This is a genomic window from Chryseobacterium sp. IT-36CA2 (genome assembly GCF_949767875.1).
Taxonomy (GTDB): domain Bacteria; phylum Bacteroidota; class Bacteroidia; order Flavobacteriales; family Weeksellaceae; genus Chryseobacterium.
In genome coordinates, this window is record NZ_CATKPG010000027.1 from 21116 (window position 1) to 42266 (window position 21151).

General features: G+C 36.4%; 18 protein-coding genes. 13 read left to right on the plus strand and 5 right to left on the minus strand.

Going from position 1 to position 21151, the window contains the following annotated elements; all coding sequences use genetic code 11:
* The first annotated feature begins 3 nt into the window (after positions 1-3).
* Together ACM6F9_RS22165 and ACM6F9_RS22170 are read left to right on the plus strand one after the other, a co-directional pair.
* Entirely contained in the window at positions 4-990 is a 987-nt protein-coding gene (locus tag ACM6F9_RS22165) for an EamA family transporter (protein WP_414847673.1), read from the plus strand.
* Positions 991-1071: 81 nt separating this feature from the next.
* Positions 1072-2064 carry an alpha/beta fold hydrolase gene (locus ACM6F9_RS22170; RefSeq protein WP_414847674.1) on the plus strand — a complete coding sequence of 331 codons (993 nt, stop codon included), beginning with the start codon at positions 1072-1074 and terminating at the stop codon, positions 2062-2064.
* Between the two features lie 121 nt (positions 2065-2185).
* Here ACM6F9_RS22170 and ACM6F9_RS22175 read toward each other — a convergent pair whose 3' ends face one another.
* Entirely contained in the window at positions 2186-3328 is a 1143-nt protein-coding gene (locus ACM6F9_RS22175) for an MFS transporter (protein WP_414847675.1), read from the minus strand.
* A 75-nt stretch (positions 3329-3403) separates the two neighbouring features.
* On the opposite strand from ACM6F9_RS22175, the gene ACM6F9_RS22180 reads away from it, so the two are divergent.
* On the plus strand, positions 3404-4186 hold the full coding sequence (locus ACM6F9_RS22180; protein ID WP_414847676.1) for an AraC family transcriptional regulator: 783 nt from the start codon (positions 3404-3406) through the stop codon (positions 4184-4186).
* 249 nt (positions 4187-4435) lie between these two features.
* Positions 4436-4879 carry an SRPBCC family protein gene (locus ACM6F9_RS22185; RefSeq protein ID WP_414847677.1) on the plus strand — a complete coding sequence of 148 codons (444 nt, stop codon included), beginning with the start codon at positions 4436-4438 and terminating at the stop codon, positions 4877-4879.
* Positions 4880-4954: 75 nt separating this feature from the next.
* On the opposite strand, the gene rplS is transcribed toward ACM6F9_RS22185, so the two are convergent.
* Complete coding sequence (gene rplS, locus ACM6F9_RS22190) at positions 4955-5311, minus strand: 50S ribosomal protein L19 (protein ID WP_068942389.1); 357 nt, start codon at positions 5309-5311, stop codon at positions 4955-4957.
* Positions 5312-5607: 296 nt separating this feature from the next.
* Here rplS and ACM6F9_RS22195 point away from each other — a divergent pair, with 296 nt between their 5' ends.
* Positions 5608-8346 carry a fibronectin type III domain-containing protein gene (locus tag ACM6F9_RS22195; protein ID WP_414847678.1) on the plus strand — a complete coding sequence of 913 codons (2739 nt, stop codon included), beginning with the start codon at positions 5608-5610 and terminating at the stop codon, positions 8344-8346.
* A 163-nt stretch (positions 8347-8509) separates the two neighbouring features.
* Here the strand turns inward: ACM6F9_RS22195 and ACM6F9_RS22200 are convergent, their stop codons facing one another.
* Positions 8510-10039: a hypothetical protein gene (locus tag ACM6F9_RS22200; RefSeq protein ID WP_414847679.1), complete on the minus strand. Its 1530-nt coding sequence runs from the start codon at positions 10037-10039 to the stop codon at positions 8510-8512.
* 363 nt (positions 10040-10402) lie between these two features.
* On the opposite strand from ACM6F9_RS22200, the gene ACM6F9_RS22205 reads away from it, so the two are divergent.
* Complete coding sequence (locus ACM6F9_RS22205; protein ID WP_105703091.1) at positions 10403-11104, plus strand: CoA transferase subunit A; 702 nt, start codon at positions 10403-10405, stop codon at positions 11102-11104.
* A 52-nt stretch (positions 11105-11156) separates the two neighbouring features.
* Here the strand turns inward: ACM6F9_RS22205 and ACM6F9_RS22210 are convergent, their stop codons facing one another.
* Entirely contained in the window at positions 11157-12956 is a 1800-nt protein-coding gene (locus tag ACM6F9_RS22210; protein ID WP_414847680.1) for an ABC transporter ATP-binding protein, read from the minus strand.
* Positions 12957-13078: 122 nt separating this feature from the next.
* On the opposite strand from ACM6F9_RS22210, the gene ACM6F9_RS22215 reads away from it, so the two are divergent.
* Positions 13079-13732 carry a CoA transferase subunit B gene (locus tag ACM6F9_RS22215; RefSeq protein WP_002980639.1) on the plus strand — a complete coding sequence of 218 codons (654 nt, stop codon included), beginning with the start codon at positions 13079-13081 and terminating at the stop codon, positions 13730-13732.
* Positions 13733-14086: 354 nt separating this feature from the next.
* Here ACM6F9_RS22215 and ACM6F9_RS22220 read toward each other — a convergent pair whose 3' ends face one another.
* Positions 14087-14899: a DUF4197 domain-containing protein gene (locus ACM6F9_RS22220; protein WP_414847681.1), complete on the minus strand. Its 813-nt coding sequence runs from the start codon at positions 14897-14899 to the stop codon at positions 14087-14089.
* A gap of 234 nt (positions 14900-15133) precedes the next feature.
* Here ACM6F9_RS22220 and ACM6F9_RS22225 point away from each other — a divergent pair, with 234 nt between their 5' ends.
* From ACM6F9_RS22225 to ACM6F9_RS22250, 6 genes are all read left to right on the plus strand, one after another.
* The gene (locus ACM6F9_RS22225; protein ID WP_414847682.1) at positions 15134-17392 is read left to right on the plus strand and encodes a family 20 glycosylhydrolase; all 2259 of its coding nucleotides are present in this window, start codon (positions 15134-15136) and stop codon (positions 17390-17392) included.
* Between the two features lie 13 nt (positions 17393-17405).
* Positions 17406-17969 (plus strand): YeeE/YedE family protein, encoded by a 564-nt coding sequence (locus tag ACM6F9_RS22230; RefSeq protein WP_414847683.1) that lies wholly within the window; start codon positions 17406-17408, stop codon positions 17967-17969.
* Positions 17970-17991: 22 nt separating this feature from the next.
* The gene (locus tag ACM6F9_RS22235) at positions 17992-18480 is read left to right on the plus strand and encodes a DUF6691 family protein (protein ID WP_414847684.1); all 489 of its coding nucleotides are present in this window, start codon (positions 17992-17994) and stop codon (positions 18478-18480) included.
* Positions 18481-18624: 144 nt separating this feature from the next.
* Positions 18625-19620: an isoaspartyl peptidase/L-asparaginase family protein gene (locus ACM6F9_RS22240; RefSeq protein ID WP_414847685.1), complete on the plus strand. Its 996-nt coding sequence runs from the start codon at positions 18625-18627 to the stop codon at positions 19618-19620.
* A 204-nt stretch (positions 19621-19824) separates the two neighbouring features.
* Positions 19825-20379: a hypothetical protein gene (locus ACM6F9_RS22245; RefSeq protein WP_414847686.1), complete on the plus strand. Its 555-nt coding sequence runs from the start codon at positions 19825-19827 to the stop codon at positions 20377-20379.
* An 18-nt stretch (positions 20380-20397) separates the two neighbouring features.
* The gene (locus ACM6F9_RS22250) at positions 20398-21060 is read left to right on the plus strand and encodes a copper homeostasis protein CutC (RefSeq protein ID WP_414847687.1); all 663 of its coding nucleotides are present in this window, start codon (positions 20398-20400) and stop codon (positions 21058-21060) included.
* Positions 21061-21151 lie beyond the last annotated feature (91 nt).

The window sequence follows — 21151 nt, forward strand, 5'->3', positions numbered from 1 at the left end:
ATTATGAAGAAGAAAAATATACTAAAAGGTGTTTTATTTGTAGGGATTGGAGCTAGTATATATGGTATGTTGGCCACTTTTGTGAAAATGGCTTACCATGATGGTTTTACAACTTCGGAAGTGACTACCTCTCAATTCGTTTTAGGTTTGACTGGACTTTTGATCCTTAACCTTATTCAAACCCTAACCTCAAAACAGAAATTATCGCGGCCAAATTCTAAAGAAGTAAGAATGCTGCTTCTTGCAGGAACTTCCCTGGGAGGAACAAGTTTATTCTATTATATTGCGGTACAATATATTAATGTTTCCATTGCTATTGTATTGCTGATGCAGTCGGTGTGGTTTAGTGTGGTGGTGGAAAGTATTATTACAAAAAAACTGCCCAATGCAAGAAAAGTAGTTTCTGTGGTGATCGTATTGCTGGGAACAGTTCTGGCAACGAATCTTATTAATATGGAAATAGAACTGGACTGGCATGGAGTATTCTGGGGCTTGATGGCTGCTGCTTCATATACTTTGACAATGTTTACGTCTAATACGCTGGCTACCCATCTTCCGGTTTTCAGAAAGAGTATTATTATGCTGGCAGGTGGTTCAGTAGTAGTTTTTGCCTTTTTATTCTTTGCTCAGATAGGACCAATGTATTTTGATGGTTTAAAATCATTATACTTAAATTTCACAGATAATACAGAACACATTCACTCATTTAACTATTCAATATTCCTGACATATGGGTCTGTGCTTGCACTGTTTGGAACCATTATCCCTCCGATTTTATTCAATGTTGGATTTCCAAATGCTGGATTAGGACTGGGAAGTATCGTTTCTTCACTGGAACTTCCGGTTTCTGTAACAATGGCTTTTGTTTTACTGGGAGAGAAAGTATTTCTCATCCAATGGGTAGGAATTGCCCTGATCCTTTTTGCTATTGTTTTGATGAATTTACCCTCAAAGAAAGAAAAAGAAGTGTCAATAGCAGAATTATCTTAAAAATATTTAACTAAAAATAACAATTGAAACCGTTCCTTTTGGAGCGGTTTTTTTAATTTTAATCTTTAAAATAAAAGTTTCATGAAACATTTCAGAAATATAATGGCCGCTTTTACAATCACGGTCTCTGGTTTTATGTTTTCACAGGTAAAACCTCTGGATGCAATGCTGTCTGATTATCAATACCCTTATGAAGTTCATTTTCTCAATTTCAAATCTCAAGGGGAAGATCTGAAAATGGCTTATATGGATGTACAGCCACAAAAATCCAATGGAAAAACAATTATGCTTCTTCATGGGAAAAACTTTAATGGTGCTTATTGGGAAAGAACGACGAAAGATCTTTCTGCTAAAGGTTTCAGAGTGGTGATTCCCGATCAGATAGGATTTGGAAAATCTTCAAAACCTCATAATTATCAGTTTTCTTTTTCACAGTTGGCAGAAAATACAAAAGCGGTTCTTGATGAACTAAATATTGATAAAGTAATCGTTTTGGGACATTCAATGGGAGGAATGGTAGCGACCAGATTTACATTACTGTATCCTGAAAAAGTCCAGAAGCTGATTCTCGAAAACCCAATCGGGCTGGAAGATTATAAGACTTTTGCAGCATATCAGACTATTGATCAGGCATACCAATCTGAACTAAAAAATACAGCTGAAACTTATAAAAATTATCAGCTGAAATTTTATTACGACAACAAGTGGAAAGAAGAATACCAACCCTGGCTTGACTTAATTGCTGGGTGGACACTTCATAAAGATTATCCTCAGGTAGCCTGGGATGCAGCACTTACCACAGATATGATCTACAATCAACCCGTTTGTTATGAATTTAAAAATATCAAAGTTCCCACATTATTAATCATTGGTACAAGAGACAGAACGGCAATAGGAAAGGATAGAGCTCCTAAAGAACTTCAGCCGAAAATGGGGCAGTATCAGGAATTAGGAAAGAAAACCCAGCGGGAAATTGCCGGTTCAAAACTTGTTGAGATTGAAAATGTAGGACATCTTCCCCATATTGAAGTCTATTCAAAATTCATTGAAGCATTGTATAATTTTATACAATAAATCGATCTTTACTCATAAAATATTTGAAGCATTAAGTTTTTGCAAGGGATTCTGCTTAATTTTTCATTTTTGAAGAAACTTAACAATTCTTATCACCTTCATTAAACTTAATGTTTCAAAATTAATTCTTTTTGTCCTCAAACAGGAATAAAGTACCAATTCCAATTCCAGAAAACAATACGCAAGAAACTCCCAGATTTTGTATAAACCCAATACTTATTAATCCTGAACCTATCAGTATATAATAAATCAGTCCCAGTAAAGCTCCGGCACTTCCTGTTTCATTTTTATAATTAATAAGTACTGTACTTAAAATATTAGGGATTGCGGTACTGAATGCCATCACAATAAAAAAGTAAGGAATTAAAAAATAGATTCCCGTACCAATCAGTATCCACACAAAAATAGAGGCAATGAATGCTGTCAATATGCTTGCTTTAACTAAATATTTAGGTTGTATGTTTCTCAATAACAAAAATCTGTTAAGTTTCGCGCCTGCAAATGTTCCTCCTGCCAATATAAGACTGCTGTATCCGAATGCATAAGAGGAATAATGGTATTCTTTAAAGATAAACGGGGCCAGTGAATAGTATGAAAACAACAATACATTAAAACTCATGATTAATAAACAGCATTTGATAATTTCCTGATCCTGAATCATTCGTTTGAACAGGTTTGCCAAAGCACTTATGTTAATTTCCCTTCTTGAATGATGGGTTTCAGTAATTTTTTGTCTCGAAAGAATAAAAAATAGTAAGGCCAGCATGCATAATGTGATAAATATTCCCTGATGTCCAACGGAGGAAGCCAATACTGAACCGGTAATCATTCCCACAACAGGACTTATAGATAAACCAATTCCGATCCAGGAAAACACTTTACTGAGATTGTCTTTGTCATAGCTGTCCCTTAAAATGGTTTGTGTCACAATAGAACCTACAGAAATTCCAAATGCTGAAATAATCCTGGCTGCAAGAAAAATGATAAAATTGGGTGCAAAAACAGCTGTTAAAGCTCCGATTCCATAGGTAATAAGCCCGTATTCCAATGATCTTTTTCTCCCAATTCTGTCACATTGAACGCCCCAAAATGCCACTCCCAGGGCAAATGCTATAAAATATAAACTGATCGTCAAAGTTACAGATTCTTCTTTCACCCCGAACTTTTCCTGAACCATGGGTAAAACAGGGCTGTAGATGGTTTCTATAAACTGCGGAAGCATTACCAGCAACGTCAGCAGCCATACAGGATTTGTCTTTTTCATTTTTTTCTGCAAAGTTTCCAAAAAATCAATTTATATTTATAATGATATAAAAACAAAAAACATCAAAAATAGGACATGGCTGTATTAAAACAGAATCAAGAATTTGATGCCGATTCTATTCCGGAAATAGTAGTTGGAATAGCCTCAGATATGGTATTGCATGATTCCGGTTTTCATCTTCATAAAACGAAATCTCAATTGTTGTATGCACCATCAGGCTGTATGACGGTTACTACTTCCGACAGGCAATTGGTGCTGCCTCCGCTCAGAATGCTTTGGATTCCTGCGAATGAAGTTCATCGTGTGAATTTCCGGAATATTGTAGCTTACAGATCTATCTATTTTGATGAAAGTTATGCTGGAAAATATATCAATACCGGTCTTAAAGTTTTACATGTAAACCCTTTGTTAAAGGAGATTATTGAGAGGATTTGTTTTTGGGATTGGTCTGCTCTTAAAAATGATCAAACCCATCTTTTAAAGGTGTTCTGGGATGAAATGCAAAGAGCGCCGGCAGAAAAACTGGAACTTAAAATGCCGAAGGACTGGCGTTTTAACAAAATTATAGAAGACTGGACTCAGCGTAATTCTATACCTCCCATGCTAAAAGTTCTTGCGGAAAAAACAGGAGCGGTAGAGAAAACGATCAGTCGTATTTTTAAAAAAGAAACTGGATTATCTTATCAGGATTGGAGACAGCAATGGAGATTACAGCGCTCAATTGAACTGTTGGTGGAAGGCAACTCAATAGGAGAGGTATCACATATCCTGGACTTCTCTTCAGATAGTGCTTTTATTGAGTTTTTCAAAAAACATACAGGTTCCACACCTTTGCAATATGTGATGAAAAACGAGTAGCTATTAAGTATGCGCAATTACCCCTGTCAAGGTTTTAAACCTTGACAGGGGTTACGGGCTGATAATGAAAAAATCAAAATGGCTCTTGTTCCAAAAATCTTTGATTTTTCTTGACTTATCTTACCTGTTTAAAAATTATTAATGGTTTAAAAACTAGTGAATATTTCTTGTCCTATGCAAAGTCAGTTAAACAGTAATTTGCTTAAAATTGTATAAGTCAACAGAATAGCTTATTAAAAAATAAAAGATATGGACAATTATACTATTACAATTGAGCTCAAGGCAGCGGCAGAGAAGACCTATGAAGCACTTGCTCATCAGATTCCTCTTTGGTGGTCTGAGCTGTTTACTGGTGCATCAGCGCAGGTAGGAGATGTATTTACAGTAAGATTTGGAGACAATATTCACAAGACAATACGAATAAAAGAATCAATACCCAATTTGAGAATGATCTGGTTTGTTGAAGATTCTTTGATTGCCATTCCTGAATTAAAAAATCAGACAGAATGGATTGGGACGAGTATCATCTGGGAAATGGAACAAAAGGAAAACAGCAGTTTGCTGCAGCTTACCCATGTAGGGTTGAATCCGGCGGTGGAATGCTATACTATTTGTTCTGGTGGCTGGAATCAGTTCATCGGAAGTTTGAAACACTTTCTGGAAACCGGAAATGGAACTCCATATAAGAAATAAGATAAAAAATGTTTTAACAAAAAAAGAGACTGTTTACATGTAAACAGCCTCTTTTTGTATTTATTGTTGTCTGAATTATTTCTTCTTGTAAGCAGCGTCTTTGATTCTTGCTTTTTTACCTCTAAGGTCTCTGAAGTAGTAAATTCTAGCTCTTCTAACTCTACCTCTTCTGTCAACCTCGATCTTCTGAAGTGCAGGTAAGTTAATAGGGAATACTCTTTCTACACCTACATCACCACTCATTTTTCTGATTGTGAAAGTTTTTGTAGATCCAGTACCTCTTAGTTGGATAACTGTTCCTTTGAAGAACTGAGTTCTAGTCTTTTGTCCTTCTTTAATTTCGTAATACACAGTAATTGTATCACCTGCTTTGAATTCAGGGAATTCTTTTTTCGCAATGTACTTGTCTTGTACGTACTTTAATAAATCCATTATTAATAAAATAAAATGTTAAAGCTAAGCAACTTACACGTTCTTCGTCAGAGGTTGAATAACAGGTTGCAAATGTACAAAATAGTTTTTGAATACACCAAATAATTAATGTGCTAAAAACTATAATTTTTTCGTTCCGATTTTGCTGAAAAATTAACGGTTTCTTCAAAGTACCATCAGACTGAGTTTATATGGGAATTCTACTTTTGCCCGAAATAAAAAATCAAAGCAATGATTTTTTAATTGATTGATTTACAATTCGAAATTCTATATGTTATTTTAAAACGAAAACGATTATGAAACATTATTTCTTCTTTTTTTGTTTCGCGGTCCAGATGGCTTTCGGGCAGGCTTTGTATCCTTATTTACAAAACCCGACTCCCAATTCTATGATCGTCAATTGGAAAACAGCTTCCAATAATGAAACAACGGTGATCTATGGAGATTCTCCAACAAACCTGAATGTAACGGTAACGGGAACCACCAATATCTTCTCAGATACAGGATACAACAACAACTACTATTATCACACGGCAAAGGTTAACAACCTGCAGCCGAATACCAAATACTATTATAAGATCAAAACAGGAACAAGTGAGTCTGCTGTTTATAATTTTAGAACACTTCCTTTACCGGGACAACCTGTAACGGCCAATGGAAAGATCCGTTTCCTTATTATGGGAGACAACCAGATCAAAGCAGAACCAAGATATGATACGCTTACTTTGAATGCCTATAAAAAACTAAAAGAAAAGTTCGGGGCTACATCAGATCCTTCCGATAATATTGCACTTACTTTTATGGTGGGTGATCAGGTAGACGTTGGAACTCTGGATCACTATGAAAATGTTCACTTCAAAAAGAATATCAAATTATCGCCTTATTTGCCTATCCAGACAACGGTAGGAAACCATGAGACCTATGGAACAATGGGAATGAATTCTTACTATGCTCACTTTTATATTGATGAAATCAGTTATAAAGGAATAAGCTCAGGAAATGAAAATTATTATGCTCAGCAGGCTGGTAATGTATTATTTGTGAGTCTAAGTTCAGAACATACGGGATCTGCACAGCAGACATGGCTTCAGCAAGTCTTAACAGCTGCCAACAATGATGCTACCGTAGACTGGATTATTTCTTTAAGCCACAGACCTTACCAGGCTGAGCAGTATGTAGGAGATATTTCTACATGGGTAAGAGAAAATGCAGTACCACTTCTGGTAACTTCAGATAAATATTTAATGCATGTAGGAGCTCACCACCATTTGTACCACAGAGGTCAGCTTAAAAATACGCCGAACTATCAGATTATTTCAGGAGGGACAGCATGGGATCAGTACTGGGGAATGTCTAATGAGCAGGATTTTGATGATGTTCAGAAAACATTGACAGACTGGACATATCAGATCGTAGAAGTAGATATTCCAACAGGAAAAGTAGATATCGAATGTTATTCTATCGGAGGAGTGTATAACAAGAAAAACAATGTGCTTGTAGATTCTTTCCACAGATATAAAAACCAGCCTAAACCGGCTAAACCTTCTATTACAAACAATTTCACTGGTACTATTACTTTGCCATTGACATTGAATGGAAGTGCATTTTCATCCTCAAACGCAGAACTTTTAAATACAACACAGTTCTTAATCAGTAAAACCTCAAATTTTTCTGTTATTGAAAAAGAATTCTACAGAGATTTTGAAAACTGGTTCGGAAAAGACGGAAATGGAACTCCGGATAAAACAAAAAACCTGAATGATGGAGTAGATATTACAAAAGTAACGCTGGCTTCGAACTCTATTCCAAATGGTATCTATTATGTGAAAACACGTTACAGAGACAGAAACCTTGAGTGGAGCGACTGGAGTGATGTGAAGCAGTTCGAAATTACTGGAAGTGTGGTTTCAAATCCTACATTTACATTAAATAAAACAGAATATGCTCAAAATGAAGCGATCACCGCTACTTATACAGGAGGTCCCGGAAATCAGCAGGATTGGGTAGGAATCTATAAGAAAGGACAAACTCCGGCATCTACTACTTCCCAAGGGTTTGTTTATACGAACGGACAGACTGCCGGAACAGCTACTTTCCCGAATGGTTTGGCTACTAAAGGTCAGTATTTTGCAGGATTCTTTGCGAATGGCGGTTATACGGAAATTACGGCAAGAAAAAATTTCTATGTAGGACCGAAAGTGCAGCTTCAGGCTACAGCAGATACATATCCGGTAGGAGGAACTGTTGTTATCAATTTTACAGATGGTCCCAACTTGCAGAAAGACTGGATCGGAATTTATAAAATGGGGCAGACTCCGGGAACTACAGCTTCTATCAAATGGAGTTATGTAAATGCGGCTTCAGGAACTCTTAATTTCACAGGACTTCCAAAAGGATATTATTATGCACAGTATTTATTGGAAGACGGATATAACGGAATCGGGGAGAAGGTATTCTTTAAAGTGGGAGACATCGTTACTGACCTGTGGATCAACAAACCTGTGTATACTTTAGGGGAAAATATTACGGCTTCATGGACGGATTCTCCGGGAATTATTAAAGACTGGTTAGGAATCTACCCTCAAAGTGTCCAGACACCGGATGACAACTTTGTTTCTTATACGTATTTTGACGGTGTGACTCAGGGAACAAAAACAATTCAGGGAACAGCGGTACCTGCTACTCCAGGAAATTATTATATGGTCATGTTTACCAATGACTCTTATACGGAAGTTTCGAACAGAGTACAGTTTCAGGTAGCTTCTCCTACTTTGGGAACAGAAGAAACTAGAAGCACAGAGAAAAATGTAGTGTTGTATCCAAATCCAACCAAACCGGGGCAGCCTACTTTTATTAAAAGTGATTATCCAATTGAAAAAATTGAATTAGTTTCAGCCTCAGGAGAACTGCTTTATGTATCGAAAAATATCAATAACCAGCGTTTCTCTCTAGTGAACGAAAACCTTCCGGCTGGTGTTTATTTTGTAAAAGTACACGGAAGAAAATTATTTACTTTAAAACTGATTATTCAGTAAGACAAGCTAAATACTATTATAATTTTAGAGGCTGCCAGCAATGGCAGCCTCTTCTTTTCTGCCAGGTTCAAAAATATCCAATCATCTGTGAAAATCTGTGTCATCTGTGGGCAAATAAAAAGCAGTTCCAAAATTGAAACTGCCTTAAATATATAGGTGGTGATTAGTCAAAATAGTACAGATCATCCTCGTTCATCGCTGCCGGATTTTCAGTAGAAGCATACTCTTCAGGGATATCGGCCAATGTTTTAGTTTCCTGAATAAGTTTTCCATCCGTACCATATAGTTTTAAAAGTACCCACTTTCCACTGCGTTCAAGTTCTTTAGATCCGTTTAAGGTGGCTAATTTTATTTTTCCGGCTTGAATGATTCCTTTTTTCACAGAAGATTTGTTGGCAGGTTTTCCTTTTACATACTGTACAATTTGAGCGGTAAAAAAGTAATTATCTTCATCTGCATTCAAAGGCTGGTTGTAAGTATATAAAAGAGTGCCTTTGTTATCATAGATGTTGGCGTCATAAGCTGTTTGCTTAGAATTTAATTTCTTCTCAGATCTCAGCTTATTCTCTTCATTATATATTCTGGTATTCACTACAACGCCTTCCTTATATTGTGTTTCGGTAAGCCCTTCGTAGGATGTGCCATTATATGGCATTTCATCTTTGTAGGTCAGTGTAGATTTCAGGCTGCCTTCCGGGCTGTAATATTTGATCTCCTGTGTCTCACCATCTTTAAATGTTTTCTCTGAGGATAATTTTCCGGCTTCATCGAAAGATTTACTGGTTATAATACTTCCGTTTTTATAAACATCAATAGCCGAAATCTGAGTAGAATCATAATTAAACTGATAATCTTCACCATCCATAGGCTTGAAGGTATCATTTTCTTTGTCAAACTGATACACAAGATGTCCTATTTTCTTTCCGGATTCATCGTAAGTGGTTTTATAGCCATCTTTTTTACTGTTTTTTTGCTCTTGCAGCAGTTTCCCGTTTTTGCCATAGATAACACCTTCCTTCACGCTGCCGTCGCTTTTATATTTTTCAATTTTAGAAACTCTCATTGGATTTGGATAATAATCTACCATTAAAGTTTCTCCGGAGCCTGAAGGAGCAGTACCAATAAGCTTTCCTTTTTCGTCATAATATTTGGTTTCAGTACCGCCGTCTTTTGTAGCATAGTTTTCGTATCTAACTCGTTTTATATCTTCATCATAAACGATGGTCTTTGCAGGTATTGAATTTTCATAGGTGGTAATGGTGTTGTAAAAATATTCACTTTCTACATCTTTATAAAGGAATGTCTTTCCATCGAAAGTACCATCGGATTTATAATTTACATCTTCCGTAAGTCTTCCTTTTTCATCATAAGATTGGGAGATTCCCAGCTGTTTGCCCTTAGAAAATGTGGTTACAGTCATTATTTTTCCTTCCGGAGTATACCAGGTTACCTTTCCGTCGAACACTTCGTTGTTTGGAGTAGTGTCAGAAGCAAAACCTTCCATTTGGAGTTTTCCATCTTTGTAGAAATCTTTAATAAGGGTCAATTTTCCTTTAGGCGTCATTTCACGGTAATATTCCATTTTATCCTGAGTGGTTTTTTCCCAGTTTTCATCGAAATACGTTTTTTTCTGAGCATATACATTGATGCTCAATACCAGGGCAAGTAATGCTGAGGTAAATAATTTTTTCATGTTTTTATTTAAGGTTTGATTTTGTATATAATTATGGTGATGGTGTATCTGTAGAAGATTAAATTATGCGAAAAGAGGTAGTGATAATTTACTAAAGAATAATTTTTACATTAAAATTGTGTTTGAATTACAATAAAAAACAATAAAATATACTGCATTTTTCAGCTTTGAGGGTTCAAATATAAATCAATTTGACGAGAAATAAAACAAAAATGAACAGACTTGTTCGGTTTTGAATGTAATATTCTGATTATGATGTTTTTAAATGCTATTTTAAAAAAGTATGAAATTCAGTACTGTTTCCGTTCATAGGATATACCGGAAAATTTATTAAATTTAGCCAACAGAAAAATCTAATATTTCATGATAGATAAAAGAGTAAAAAATGCAAAGGAGGCCATCGAAGGAATTAAAGATGGAATGACCCTGATGCTTGGCGGATTCGGACTTTGCGGAATCCCGGAAAACTCAATTAATGCTTTGGTAGAAAGCGATGTGAAAGATCTGACTTGTATTTCAAACAATGCAGGAGTAGATGATTTCGGGTTAGGATTATTACTTCACAAAAGACAGATTAAGAAGATGATCTCTTCTTATGTAGGAGAAAATGCTGAATTTGAAAGACAAATGCTTTCAGGTGAATTGGATGTAGAGCTTACTCCACAAGGAACTTTAGCAGAAAAGTGCAGAGCCGCTCAGGCAGGAATTCCCGCTTTTTATACTCCTGCAGGCTATGGAACTGAAGTAGCAGAAGGGAAGGAAGTGAAAGACTTCAAAGGAAAACCTCATATTCTGGAGCATGCTTACGATGCAGATTATTCTATCGTAAAAGCATGGAAAGGTGATCATGCAGGAAACCTTATTTTCAAAGGATCTGCAAGAAATTTCAACCATCCGATGGCGGGTGCAGCAAAAATTACCATTGCTGAAGTAGAAGAGCTGGTAGAACCGGGACAATTAGATCCGAACGAGATTCACATTCCGGGAATCATGATTCAGAGAATTTTCCAGGGAGAAAAATTTGAAAAAAGAATTGAGCAGAGAACAGTAAGAACTAAAGAATAGGCTCAAGCCATAAAATAAAAAAGCGCTGAACATATATTCAGCGCTTTTTTTATCATTGAGGAGTAAGTGTTTTTCTTTCTCCGATTTGTTGTCTCCACATGGCGTAGTAAAGTCCTTTTTCGTCAATAAGATTGGCATGGGAACCTGTTTCTACCACCTGCCCGCGTTCAAGAACATAAATTTTGTCCGCATGCATAATCGTACTTAAACGGTGTGCAATAAGAACGGTAATCTGTTCTCTTTCCTTCGAAATATCTTTGATAGTCGTAGTAATTTCTTCTTCAGTGATACTATCCAGTGCAGAAGTTGCCTCGTCAAAAATCAACAGATGAGGTTTTCTTAAAAGAGCTCTTGCAATGGCAATTCTTTGCTTTTCACCACCACTCAGCTTCAGACCACCTTCTCCAATAACGGTTTCTATTCCTTTTTCCGCTCTCTCCAGCAATGCCGTACAGCTTGATTTCTGTAAAGCGACTGCCAGTTCCTCTTCAGTAGCGGAAGGATTAACGAAAAGAAGGTTTTCTTTAATAGTTCCGGCAAATAACTGAGTATCCTGCGTTACAAAACCAATCTGATTTCTCAGTTCATCAAAATCAAATTCTTTTCCATTAATTCCGTTATAAAAAATATTTCCTTCCTGAGGTCTGTACAATCCTACCAATAGTTTTACCAAAGTACTTTTTCCGGAACCACTCGGCCCTACAAAGGCAATCGTTTCACCATTTTTAAGATCAAAAGAAATATTATTTAAAGCTTTATACTGAGCAGACTGATGTTTGAAAGAAACGTGTTTAAATTCCAGTTCCTCAATAGCCCCAATTTTCTTTGGATGAAGAGGTTTTTCTTCTACCTCTTTCTTCATCAAACGGTCAAAGTTTTGAAGAGAAGCTTCTGCTTCACGGTAAGAAATAATAATATTTCCAATTTCCTGCATTGGCCCGAAAATAAAGAAACCGTAAAACATCAGAGACAGATACTGACCTGGAGTAACAATGTTTTTAAAAATTAAATACAATAAAGTCAATGTAATCATCTGCTGAAGAAAATTGACCATTGTTCCCTGAATAAAACTCAAAGAACGGATGCTTTTTACTTTTCTCAGCTCAAGACCAAGAATCTTATAAGTATTGTTATTTAAACGGATCACCTCCTGATTGGTTAATCCTAAACTTTTAACAATCTCAATATTTCTAAGACTTTCAGTAGTACTTCCTGCCAAAGCGGTTGTTTCAGTCACAATATTTTTCTGTATCACTTTGATTCTCTTGCTCAATAAATTGGTAACAATAGCAATAAAGAAAATTCCACAGATATAAACAGGCATAATAGACCAGTGTAGACGAATAGCATATACCGAAACGAAAATAATACTCACCAGAATCCCGAAGAAAATATTGATGAAATTAGTGATGAATTTTACTGTATCTTCTCTTACTTTTGTTAAAATAGAAAGGGTTTCGCCACTTCTCTGGTCTTCAAATTCCTGATAAGGTAAGGCCATAGAGTGCTTTAGGCCGTCTGTAAATATTTTGGCTCCAAACTTTTGGGTAATCACGCTTACCACATAATCCTGAAAAGCTTTGGCAATCCGGCTCACCATTGCTGTTCCGATAAGCAATCCCAGAAAATAAAAAGCACCATGATATACTGAACTTCCATATAAATATTCATTCAGGTTTCTCGGTAATAGTTTTTCTTTATCAAAAAAATTAGGATGAGTAACCAGCTGATCCAGGATATTTCCTGTGATCGCCGGGGCAAATAAAGAAAAAACCTGATTGATAGTAGCCAAAAATAAAGAAATAAGAATCAGCCACTGATAAGGTTTAAGATATTTAAAAAGTATTTTCATTCTGTTAAAATAATGGAGCAAAATTACAGATATTATTTTAACTAACAGTGTTAATTATTGAATACAACAAAGCCCTTTTGTATTCAAGTGAAAATAATTAAATTGCAGTCTAAGTTTTTATTATGCTTACAAAAGAACAAATTGCCAAAAGAATTTCAAAAGAACTGAAAGATCGCTATTATGTAAACCTGGGAATTGGAATTCCTACTTTGGTTGCCAACTATGTTCCGGAAGGTATTTCCGTAGAATTCCAGAGTGAGAACGGAGTTTTGGGGATGGGACCCTTCCCTTTCGAAGGAGAAGAAGATGCTGATATCATCAATGCCGGAAAACAGACTATTACTATTCTGGAAGGAGGTTCATTCTTTGATTCTGCCTTTAGTTTCGGGATGATTCGTGGTCAGAAAGTAGACCTTACGATCCTTGGAGCCATGGAAGTTTCCGAAAACGGAGATATTGCCAATTGGAAAATTCCCGGAAAAATGGTGAAAGGAATGGGAGGAGCAATGGATCTTGTTGCTTCTGCTGAAAATATTATCGTAGCCATGATGCACGTGAATAAAGCAGGAGAAAGTAAAATCCTAAAAAAATGTACACTTCCTTTAACAGGGGTAAACTGTGTAAAAAAAGTAGTTACTGAATTAGCTGTTCTGGACGTTACTCCGGCAGGATTCAAACTGGTTGAAAGAGCACCGGGAGTTTCCGTAGAAGATATTATTAAAGCAACAGAAGCAGACCTGATAATTGAAGGAGAAATTCCTGAAATGCAGTTCTAACCTGTTTAAAAAATATACAAGTTTCGGCCTCATAAAGTGAGGCCGAAACTTGTATAAGACGTCAGAAATAACGCGACATAGGAAATCGCAGCGTTAAAAAAATAATTCCTGTGAGCGTTAAGAAAATTCTCCTGTCCGAAGCGCGCGACAAATTGGGAACTGATTAAGAAATAAAGATTTCGCGCAAGTTTAGAATTTTTAGAGAACAGGATTTATTTTTAGCGGAGAGATCCAGGTCTTGAATTTTTGTTTCTTTTGTTTCAAGACAAAAGAAATTTAAAAAACAAAAAAACTGCTTCATCATGAAACAGTTTTTTTATATCTAACGGTTATAAAGTCAATTTAACCTCTAATTTATTTCCCATCCTGAGCCCCAAATACCTTCTGCAGAATACTTGTCGTTCTCATGGCAGGCGTATTTCTGATCCCGCTCTCTTTATCTGCTACCATTTTGAATACACCATTGATGGTTTCTGTAGTAACATATTCGTTAAGATCTGTAGTAACAGCCTGTCCTGTAAATGTATTATATTTTGAAATCAGATTTTTCCAAAGCGTATCAGCACCTACTTTTCCTAGAGAAGCTTTTACTTTAGGCTGAAAGGCATTGAACAGCTGCGTCTGGGTTTTCCCCTGAAGATAACTTGTTGCAGCATTATTACTGCCTAACAGAATATTCTTGGCATCTGTGATCGACATGGAAGTAATCGCATTTGCAAAAATAGGGGCAGCTTCTGTTACGGCATCTTCAGCAGCTCTGTTAAGTAATTTCACACCCTGATCAGCAAGACTTCCCATTCCAATAGAACGTAAAGTTGTATCAATCTTTCTTAATTTTTCCGGCATTAAAATCTTTACCGCTTCATTTTTGAAAAAACCGTCTGTAACTGCTAGTTTTTTAACACCATCAGTTACACCCATACTTAAAGCTTCTTTCAATCCTGAAGAAATCTGGCCTGAAGTAAGGCTTCCAAGATTGGCAGATGAGTTATTGGTCTGACTTGTAGTGGAAGTTGGTGTAGTTGTGGTAGTACCATTATTTTTTACGGGAATGTTCAGGTCTACCCCTGTTTTATTTTTAACGGTAGATTTTATGATATCTAAAAGCTGTGCCTGTGTTGATATTGAGAATAATAATCCTGCTGCAAGAAAAATATTTTTTTTCATTGTATTTTTTTACAAATTTAAACCTTTTAATTTTTTGAAGTCATCTAATTTTATCAAAAAATAAACCATAATATACAGGATATTATAGAACAATTTCTAAGCACATGGTTTAACAACTATAAATTATCTATTTCATGAGAATTTAAACAACTTAAGATGTTTAAATTTTGTTTTTAAAAAGGTTCCAGGAGTTTTGAAAAATAATTATCTTAGCTTAAACCTTAACCACTTCCAATGATACGTACTTTTTTAGTGTTTTTTGTATTGATTTCAAACATGATTTTTGCTCAAAATACATTGAATCTAATCCCTTACCCTCAAAAAGTTGAATTTTCACAGGGAGAATTTATAATCCCTGAAACATTCGTGTTAAGCGGTGACCTACCGAAAGAAGAGACAGAATATTTCAAAAAAAGAATTGGTTCTCGTTTAAAATTCCAATATACCCCGAAAGGTGGTGGCATTCATTTAACGAGTTCCATAATTGCTTCGGGAGCAGATGCAGAACAGAAAAAAGAATATTATTCAATAGAAATTTCTCCAAAACAAATTCATATAAAATCTTATACGAAACAAGGATACTTTCTGGCTCTTCAAACTTTAATTCAGATTATTGAACAGTATAAAGATGCTAAGAAAATTCCTGTAATGAAGATCGAAGATCAGCCGAAGTTTGCATGGAGAGGAATGCATCTTGATGTCTGTCGTCATTTTTTCACCGTGGATGAGGTGAAACAATACATAGATTATCTGGCGATGTACAAGCTGAACACTTTTCATTGGCATTTGACAGATGATCAGGGATGGAGAATTGAAATAAAAAAATATCCTAAGCTTACTCAGATTGGTTCGAAACGTAAAGAGTCCATGATTGGGGCTTATGTTGACAATACCTTTGACGGCAAACCTTACGGACCTTATTTTTATACTAAGGAAGACATCAAAAATGTGGTGAAATATGCTCAGGAAAGGCATATCACAGTAGTTCCGGAAATAGAAATGCCGGGTCATGCTTTGACCGCACTGTCAGCATATCCTGAACTGGCATGTACGAAGGGGCCTTTTGAAGCCGCTACAAAATGGGGCGTTTTTGATGATGTTTTCTGCCCGAAAGATGAAACATTTACCTTTCTGGAAAACGTTCTGGATGAGGTGATCCAATTATTTCCATCCAAATACATTCATATTGGCGGTGACGAGTGCCCGAAAACGAGATGGAAAGAATGCGCACACTGCCAGGAATTGATTAAGAAAAATAATTTAAAAGATGAACATGGCTTACAGAGCTACTTTATTCATCGAATTGAAAAATATGTCAACAGTAAAGGTCGAAAAATTATTGGTTGGGACGAAATTTTAGAAGGCGGATTAGCCCCGAATGCAGCAGTAATGAGCTGGACAGGTGTGAACGGCGGTATTGAAGCTGCAAAATCAAAGCACTTTGCCGTAATGACCCCAGGTGCATATTGTTATTTTGATCACTATCAGGGAGATCCACAGTCTGAGCCTAACGCTTTTGGTGGTTTTACTCCTTTAGAGAAAGTTTATTCTTATAATCCTATTCCTTCTGAATTGAATGCTGAGCAGGCCAAATACATAATGGGAGTGCAGGCCAACCTTTGGACAGAATACATTTTAGATTTTAAACAGGTTCAGTACATGATTTTTCCAAGATTAATGGCGCTTTCTGAAGTGGGATGGGGAACATCAGATTCTAAAAAATACAAAGAATTTGAAAACAGGGTGATCAACCAGTTCAATGTACTGGATAAAATGAATGTGAACTATGCAAAAAGCATTTATAACATCACCGGAAAAGTAGTTCCTTCCAATAACGGAATTGCCTACGAACTGTCTACATCACAGAATTCAAATGGAATCCGATATACTCTTGATGGAACTAATCCTTCTGTCAATTCTAAAACGTATCAGAATGCAGTTCAGATTCCAAATTCTTTAACGATAAAATCAGCTTATTTTGAAGATGGCCAGTTGAAAAGTGCTGTCTCTACTCAGCAGTTTACCATTTCAAAGACTACTGGGAAAAACATAAGTCTTGAACAGCAGCCAAGTGAAAATTATTCTTTTGGAGGTGCTTTTACCTTAGTAGATGGAATTATCGGAAATGTAAAACAACTTGGTAAAACATGGCTTGGTTTCCAGGGAAAAGATGTTGTGGCAACTATAGATTTTGGTCAGAAAACAGCTTTTTCAGAAGTTTATTTCAATACCCTTGAAAATAAAGGAAGCTGGATTCATCTGGCTAAATCTGCTAAGATTTTTGTTTCCGATGATAATAAGAATTTTAAAATGATCAAGGAAATTGGGACAGTTGAAATTCAGAATGCTCATGGGAAAATCAAAATAAATGTAGGAACGCAGAATGCAAAATACCTGAAAGTAAGTATTGAAAATGCAGGTATTATTCCGGCAGGAAACCCTGGAGCAGATTCAAAAGCGTGGTTATTTGTGGATGAAATTGGAGCAAATTAGATTAAAAAATAAAATGTTGGAGATTATAAAAGAACCTTGGCCATGGTATATTGCAGGCCCGTTGATTGGACTTACCGTTCCTGCTTTATTGATTATGGGAAATAAATCGTTTGGAATCAGTTCCTCACTAAGGCATATTTGCGCAGCCTGTATCCCTGCCAATGTGAATTTTTTCAAGTACGACTGGAAAAAAGAAGCCTGGAATTTATTTTTTGTACTGGGAATCTTCTTCGGGGGAATGATTGCTTCCTATTTTTTGGTGAATCCCAACGAAATAACAGTGAACCTCCATCTGAAAGCAGAGCTGGCAGGCTACGGAATTACAGATTACAGCAATCTGGTTCCTGTACAACTGATGAATTTTGAAAGTCTGTTGACACTAAGAGGATTAATCACAATGGTTGCGGGTGGATTTTTAGTAGGTTTCGGAACGAGATATGCGGGAGGATGCACCAGCGGACACGCGATTATGGGACTTTCCAATCTACAGTGGCCTTCTTTGGTGGCAACAGTCTGTTTTATGATTGGAGGTTTTTTAATGGCGAATATTATTCTACCAATCATTCTTTCCCTATAATTTTAAAAGAAAAGTTTATATCATGATAAAAGAAAAAGAACAGGATATACGTCATCAGGATGCTGTTTGCGTGAACGAAAGTACCCTTACTCATCCATGGTATTACAATTTGAAATACCTCGCTTCGGGAGTTATATTCGGGATTATTTTTGTGAAAGCAGAAGTGATCAGCTGGTTCAGAATACAGGAAATGTTCCGCCTGCAGTCTTTCCATATGTACGGAATTATAGGAAGTGCTGTATTGGTGGGAATGATTTCAGTATGGCTAATCAAAAAATTCAATATAAAAACAATCCACGGTGAACCTATTACACTGATTCCCAAAAAGTTTAATAAAGGTCATATCTACGGTGGATTGATATTTGGTTTTGGCTGGGCGATTACAGGAGCCTGCCCCGGACCGCTGTTTGCGCAGATCGGAACAGGAGCTTTAGCAGTATCCGTTACCCTTTTGAGTGCTATTGCAGGAACATGGGTATATGGATATTTCAGAGATAAACTACCTCATTAACAGGAAATTGATGTTGTTTAAAACAAAATAAAATCATCAATTTTTTTAATTAAAAATATAAAAGACTACAGATCATTTTTCTGTAGTCTTTTTGCTTTCCTACCAGCAGGAAAATCGCTAATTTGTAGGCCTAATAAACCTGATATGCAAAGTAGACGAAACTTTATAAAAAAAACCGCTGCAGCTTCTCTTGCACTTGCCGTAAACCCACTGGATTTAATGGCTGCCGAATTACCTGAACCTATTGTAAAAACTGTCAACAAACCGATTGTCCTTTCAACCTGGAATTTCGGATTAATAGCCAACGAAGAAGCCTGGACAATCCTTGGAAAAGGAGGGAAAGCTTTGGATGCCGTAGAAAAAGGAGTACGTCTCGTAGAATTGGATCCAAAAGAAAGAAGTGTAGGGTATGGAGGCCGTCCGGACAGAGATGGAAGAGTAACGCTGGATGCCTGTATCATGGATGAAAATTATAATATTGGTTCCGTTGCATGTCTTGAACATGTTAAAAACCCAATTTCCGTTGCCAGAGCGGTAATGGAAAAGACTCCTCACGTTATGTTGGTAGGAGATGGAGCCTTACAGTTTGCCCTTTCACAGGGATTCAAAAAAGAAAATCTTCTCACTCCCGAATCGGAAAAAGAATGGAAAGAATGGTTAAAAACCAGCCAGTATAAACCTATTGCTAATATTGAAAACCACGATACCATAGGAATGATCGCTCTGGATGCTCAGGGAAATCTTTCAGGTGCCTGTACAACAAGCGGAATGGCTTTCAAAATGCATGGAAGGGTAGGAGATTCCCCAATTATCGGAGCAGGTCTGTTTGTAGATAATGAAGTAGGGGCGGCTACAGCAACTGGTCATGGTGAAGAAGTAATAAGAACAGTGGGAACCCATCTTGTGGTTGAACTGATGAGACAAGGCAGAAATCCACAGGAAGCCTGTAAAGAAGCCGTAGAAAGGATTGTTAAAATCACTCAGCGAAGAAACAAAAATCTAAAAGATATTCAGGTAGGCTTTATTGCCATCAACAAGCAGGGAGAATATGGATCTTATTGTATTCAGGACGGATTCAATTTTGCTGTTTACGATCAGAAAGGAAACCGTCTTGAAAAACCAGAATTTGCTTTAAAATAATTGTATAATAAAAGCAATAAATAGCCAGAGTTATAGATAAATTTTATCGGAGATAAAATCCTTGCGTCCTAAAAAAATGTTACAGGAAAATCTTTATGCCTTTGCGTTATTCCAACAAAAATTAAAAATTCAATAGAAATGGGCTTTAGCCTATTTAAAAAAATCAATGACACCAATTGGCTTTAGCCAAAACATAAAATAAATATGAAAAGAATGATTATCGCTTCCTTATTTCTCATCATTGCATGTAAGGAAGAAAAGAAGGAGGCCAAAACAGTCATAGAACCACAGCGGATAGAAGAAAAGTTAGTTCAGAATCATCAATCCAATGAAGCAGAAGATGCAAAAAAGTGGTTGGAAAAAAGCATTGTCGATTATTTTAAAGCCGATATCGGAAATGGAGAAAAGAATTTACAGAAGATCACCACAAAAGACTATTTTGATTATAAAATGGACGCCACGAATGTTGATCTGGATGTAGACGGAAGCCTTACAGAAAAAGAATTTCAGGATAAATGGAAGTCTAAATTTGATACCGGTAAAGCAGGAGTTGGTATAGGATTTCTTATTTCCGCACAGGATTGGGTTAATATTGAAGTTGAAAGCTGTGATTTAAAATCCTCTTCTAAAAATGAATACGTCTTTAATGTGGTGTTGAGAGATGATGGTTTTAAAGCTCATTATCCCTCTGTAATAAAAGTAATAAAAGAAAACGGCTCCTTTCTGATTGCAGATGTATTGCAGGATGAGCCAAAATAAAATTAAATAGATCATAGAATGTCAAAAATAGAAATAGCTTGTTTTAATCCCGAATCGGCGGTGATCGCTTTTGAAAACGGAGCAGACAGAATAGAATTATGTGATGGGCTCAGTGAAGGCGGAACCACTCCGGACTTTGGGACAATGAAAAAACTTCGTAAAAAAATTACCATCCCAATTTTTGTGATGATCCGTCCCAGAGGTGGAGACTTCACTTATTCAGATTCAGAATTTGAGCAGATGAAAAGGGATTTGGTTCATTTAAAATCCTTACATGCAGATGGTTTTGTATTCGGAATTCTGGATAAAAATGATGAGGTTAATATGGAGCAAAATAAAGCTTTAGTAGAACTGGCAGCACCACTTCCATGTACTTTCCACCGTGCTTTTGACCGTGCTGCAAGTCTGGAAGATTCTTTAGAAAAAGTAATTGAATGTGGCTTCAAAACTATTCTTACTTCCGGCCAGAAACCCAATGTATCAGAAGGAAAAGAAAACCTTAAAAAACTGGTTGAACTTTCCGATGGAAGAATAGAAATCCTTGTTGGAGGCGGGCTTCGTTCATCCAATATTGAAGAAATAAGAACTGTTACCAATGCAGGATATTTTCACTCTTCTGCCATTACTGATGGGGGAGCTTTTGCCAACCCGGATGAAGTAGTTGCACTGAAAAATAAATAGGATGAATGATTCGTACTAAGTTTATAATTCCAAGTGCAGCGGGAATCTACCAATAAGATAGAGATTCCTTCGTTCCTCGGAATGACAAAAT

What these genes read in the sequence shown, in the direction of transcription:
- ACM6F9_RS22195 (WP_414847678.1), top strand. Translation starts at nt 5,608, where the DNA reads ATGAAACATTATTTCTTCTTTTTTTGTTTCGCGGTCCAGATGGCTTTC.
- ACM6F9_RS22230 (WP_414847683.1), top strand. Translation starts at nt 17,406, where the DNA reads ATGTTGGAGATTATAAAAGAACCTTGGCCATGGTATATTGCAGGCCCG.
- ACM6F9_RS22185 (WP_414847677.1), top strand. Translation starts at nt 4,436, where the DNA reads ATGGACAATTATACTATTACAATTGAGCTCAAGGCAGCGGCAGAGAAG.
- ACM6F9_RS22245 (WP_414847686.1), top strand. Translation starts at nt 19,825, where the DNA reads ATGAAAAGAATGATTATCGCTTCCTTATTTCTCATCATTGCATGTAAG.
- ACM6F9_RS22175 (WP_414847675.1), bottom strand. Translation starts at nt 3,328, where the DNA reads ATGAAAAAGACAAATCCTGTATGGCTGCTGACGTTGCTGGTAATGCTT.
- ACM6F9_RS22250 (WP_414847687.1), top strand. Translation starts at nt 20,398, where the DNA reads ATGTCAAAAATAGAAATAGCTTGTTTTAATCCCGAATCGGCGGTGATC.
- ACM6F9_RS22215 (WP_002980639.1), top strand. Translation starts at nt 13,079, where the DNA reads ATGCTTACAAAAGAACAAATTGCCAAAAGAATTTCAAAAGAACTGAAA.
- ACM6F9_RS22200 (WP_414847679.1), bottom strand. Translation starts at nt 10,039, where the DNA reads ATGAAAAAATTATTTACCTCAGCATTACTTGCCCTGGTATTGAGCATC.
- ACM6F9_RS22180 (WP_414847676.1), top strand. Translation starts at nt 3,404, where the DNA reads ATGGCTGTATTAAAACAGAATCAAGAATTTGATGCCGATTCTATTCCG.
- ACM6F9_RS22240 (WP_414847685.1), top strand. Translation starts at nt 18,625, where the DNA reads ATGCAAAGTAGACGAAACTTTATAAAAAAAACCGCTGCAGCTTCTCTT.
- rplS (WP_068942389.1), bottom strand. Translation starts at nt 5,311, where the DNA reads ATGGATTTATTAAAGTACGTACAAGACAAGTACATTGCGAAAAAAGAA.
- ACM6F9_RS22225 (WP_414847682.1), top strand. Translation starts at nt 15,134, where the DNA reads ATGATACGTACTTTTTTAGTGTTTTTTGTATTGATTTCAAACATGATT.
- ACM6F9_RS22235 (WP_414847684.1), top strand. Translation starts at nt 17,992, where the DNA reads ATGATAAAAGAAAAAGAACAGGATATACGTCATCAGGATGCTGTTTGC.
- ACM6F9_RS22205 (WP_105703091.1), top strand. Translation starts at nt 10,403, where the DNA reads ATGATAGATAAAAGAGTAAAAAATGCAAAGGAGGCCATCGAAGGAATT.
- ACM6F9_RS22220 (WP_414847681.1), bottom strand. Translation starts at nt 14,899, where the DNA reads ATGAAAAAAAATATTTTTCTTGCAGCAGGATTATTATTCTCAATATCA.
- ACM6F9_RS22165 (WP_414847673.1), top strand. Translation starts at nt 4, where the DNA reads ATGAAGAAGAAAAATATACTAAAAGGTGTTTTATTTGTAGGGATTGGA.
- ACM6F9_RS22170 (WP_414847674.1), top strand. Translation starts at nt 1,072, where the DNA reads ATGAAACATTTCAGAAATATAATGGCCGCTTTTACAATCACGGTCTCT.
- ACM6F9_RS22210 (WP_414847680.1), bottom strand. Translation starts at nt 12,956, where the DNA reads ATGAAAATACTTTTTAAATATCTTAAACCTTATCAGTGGCTGATTCTT.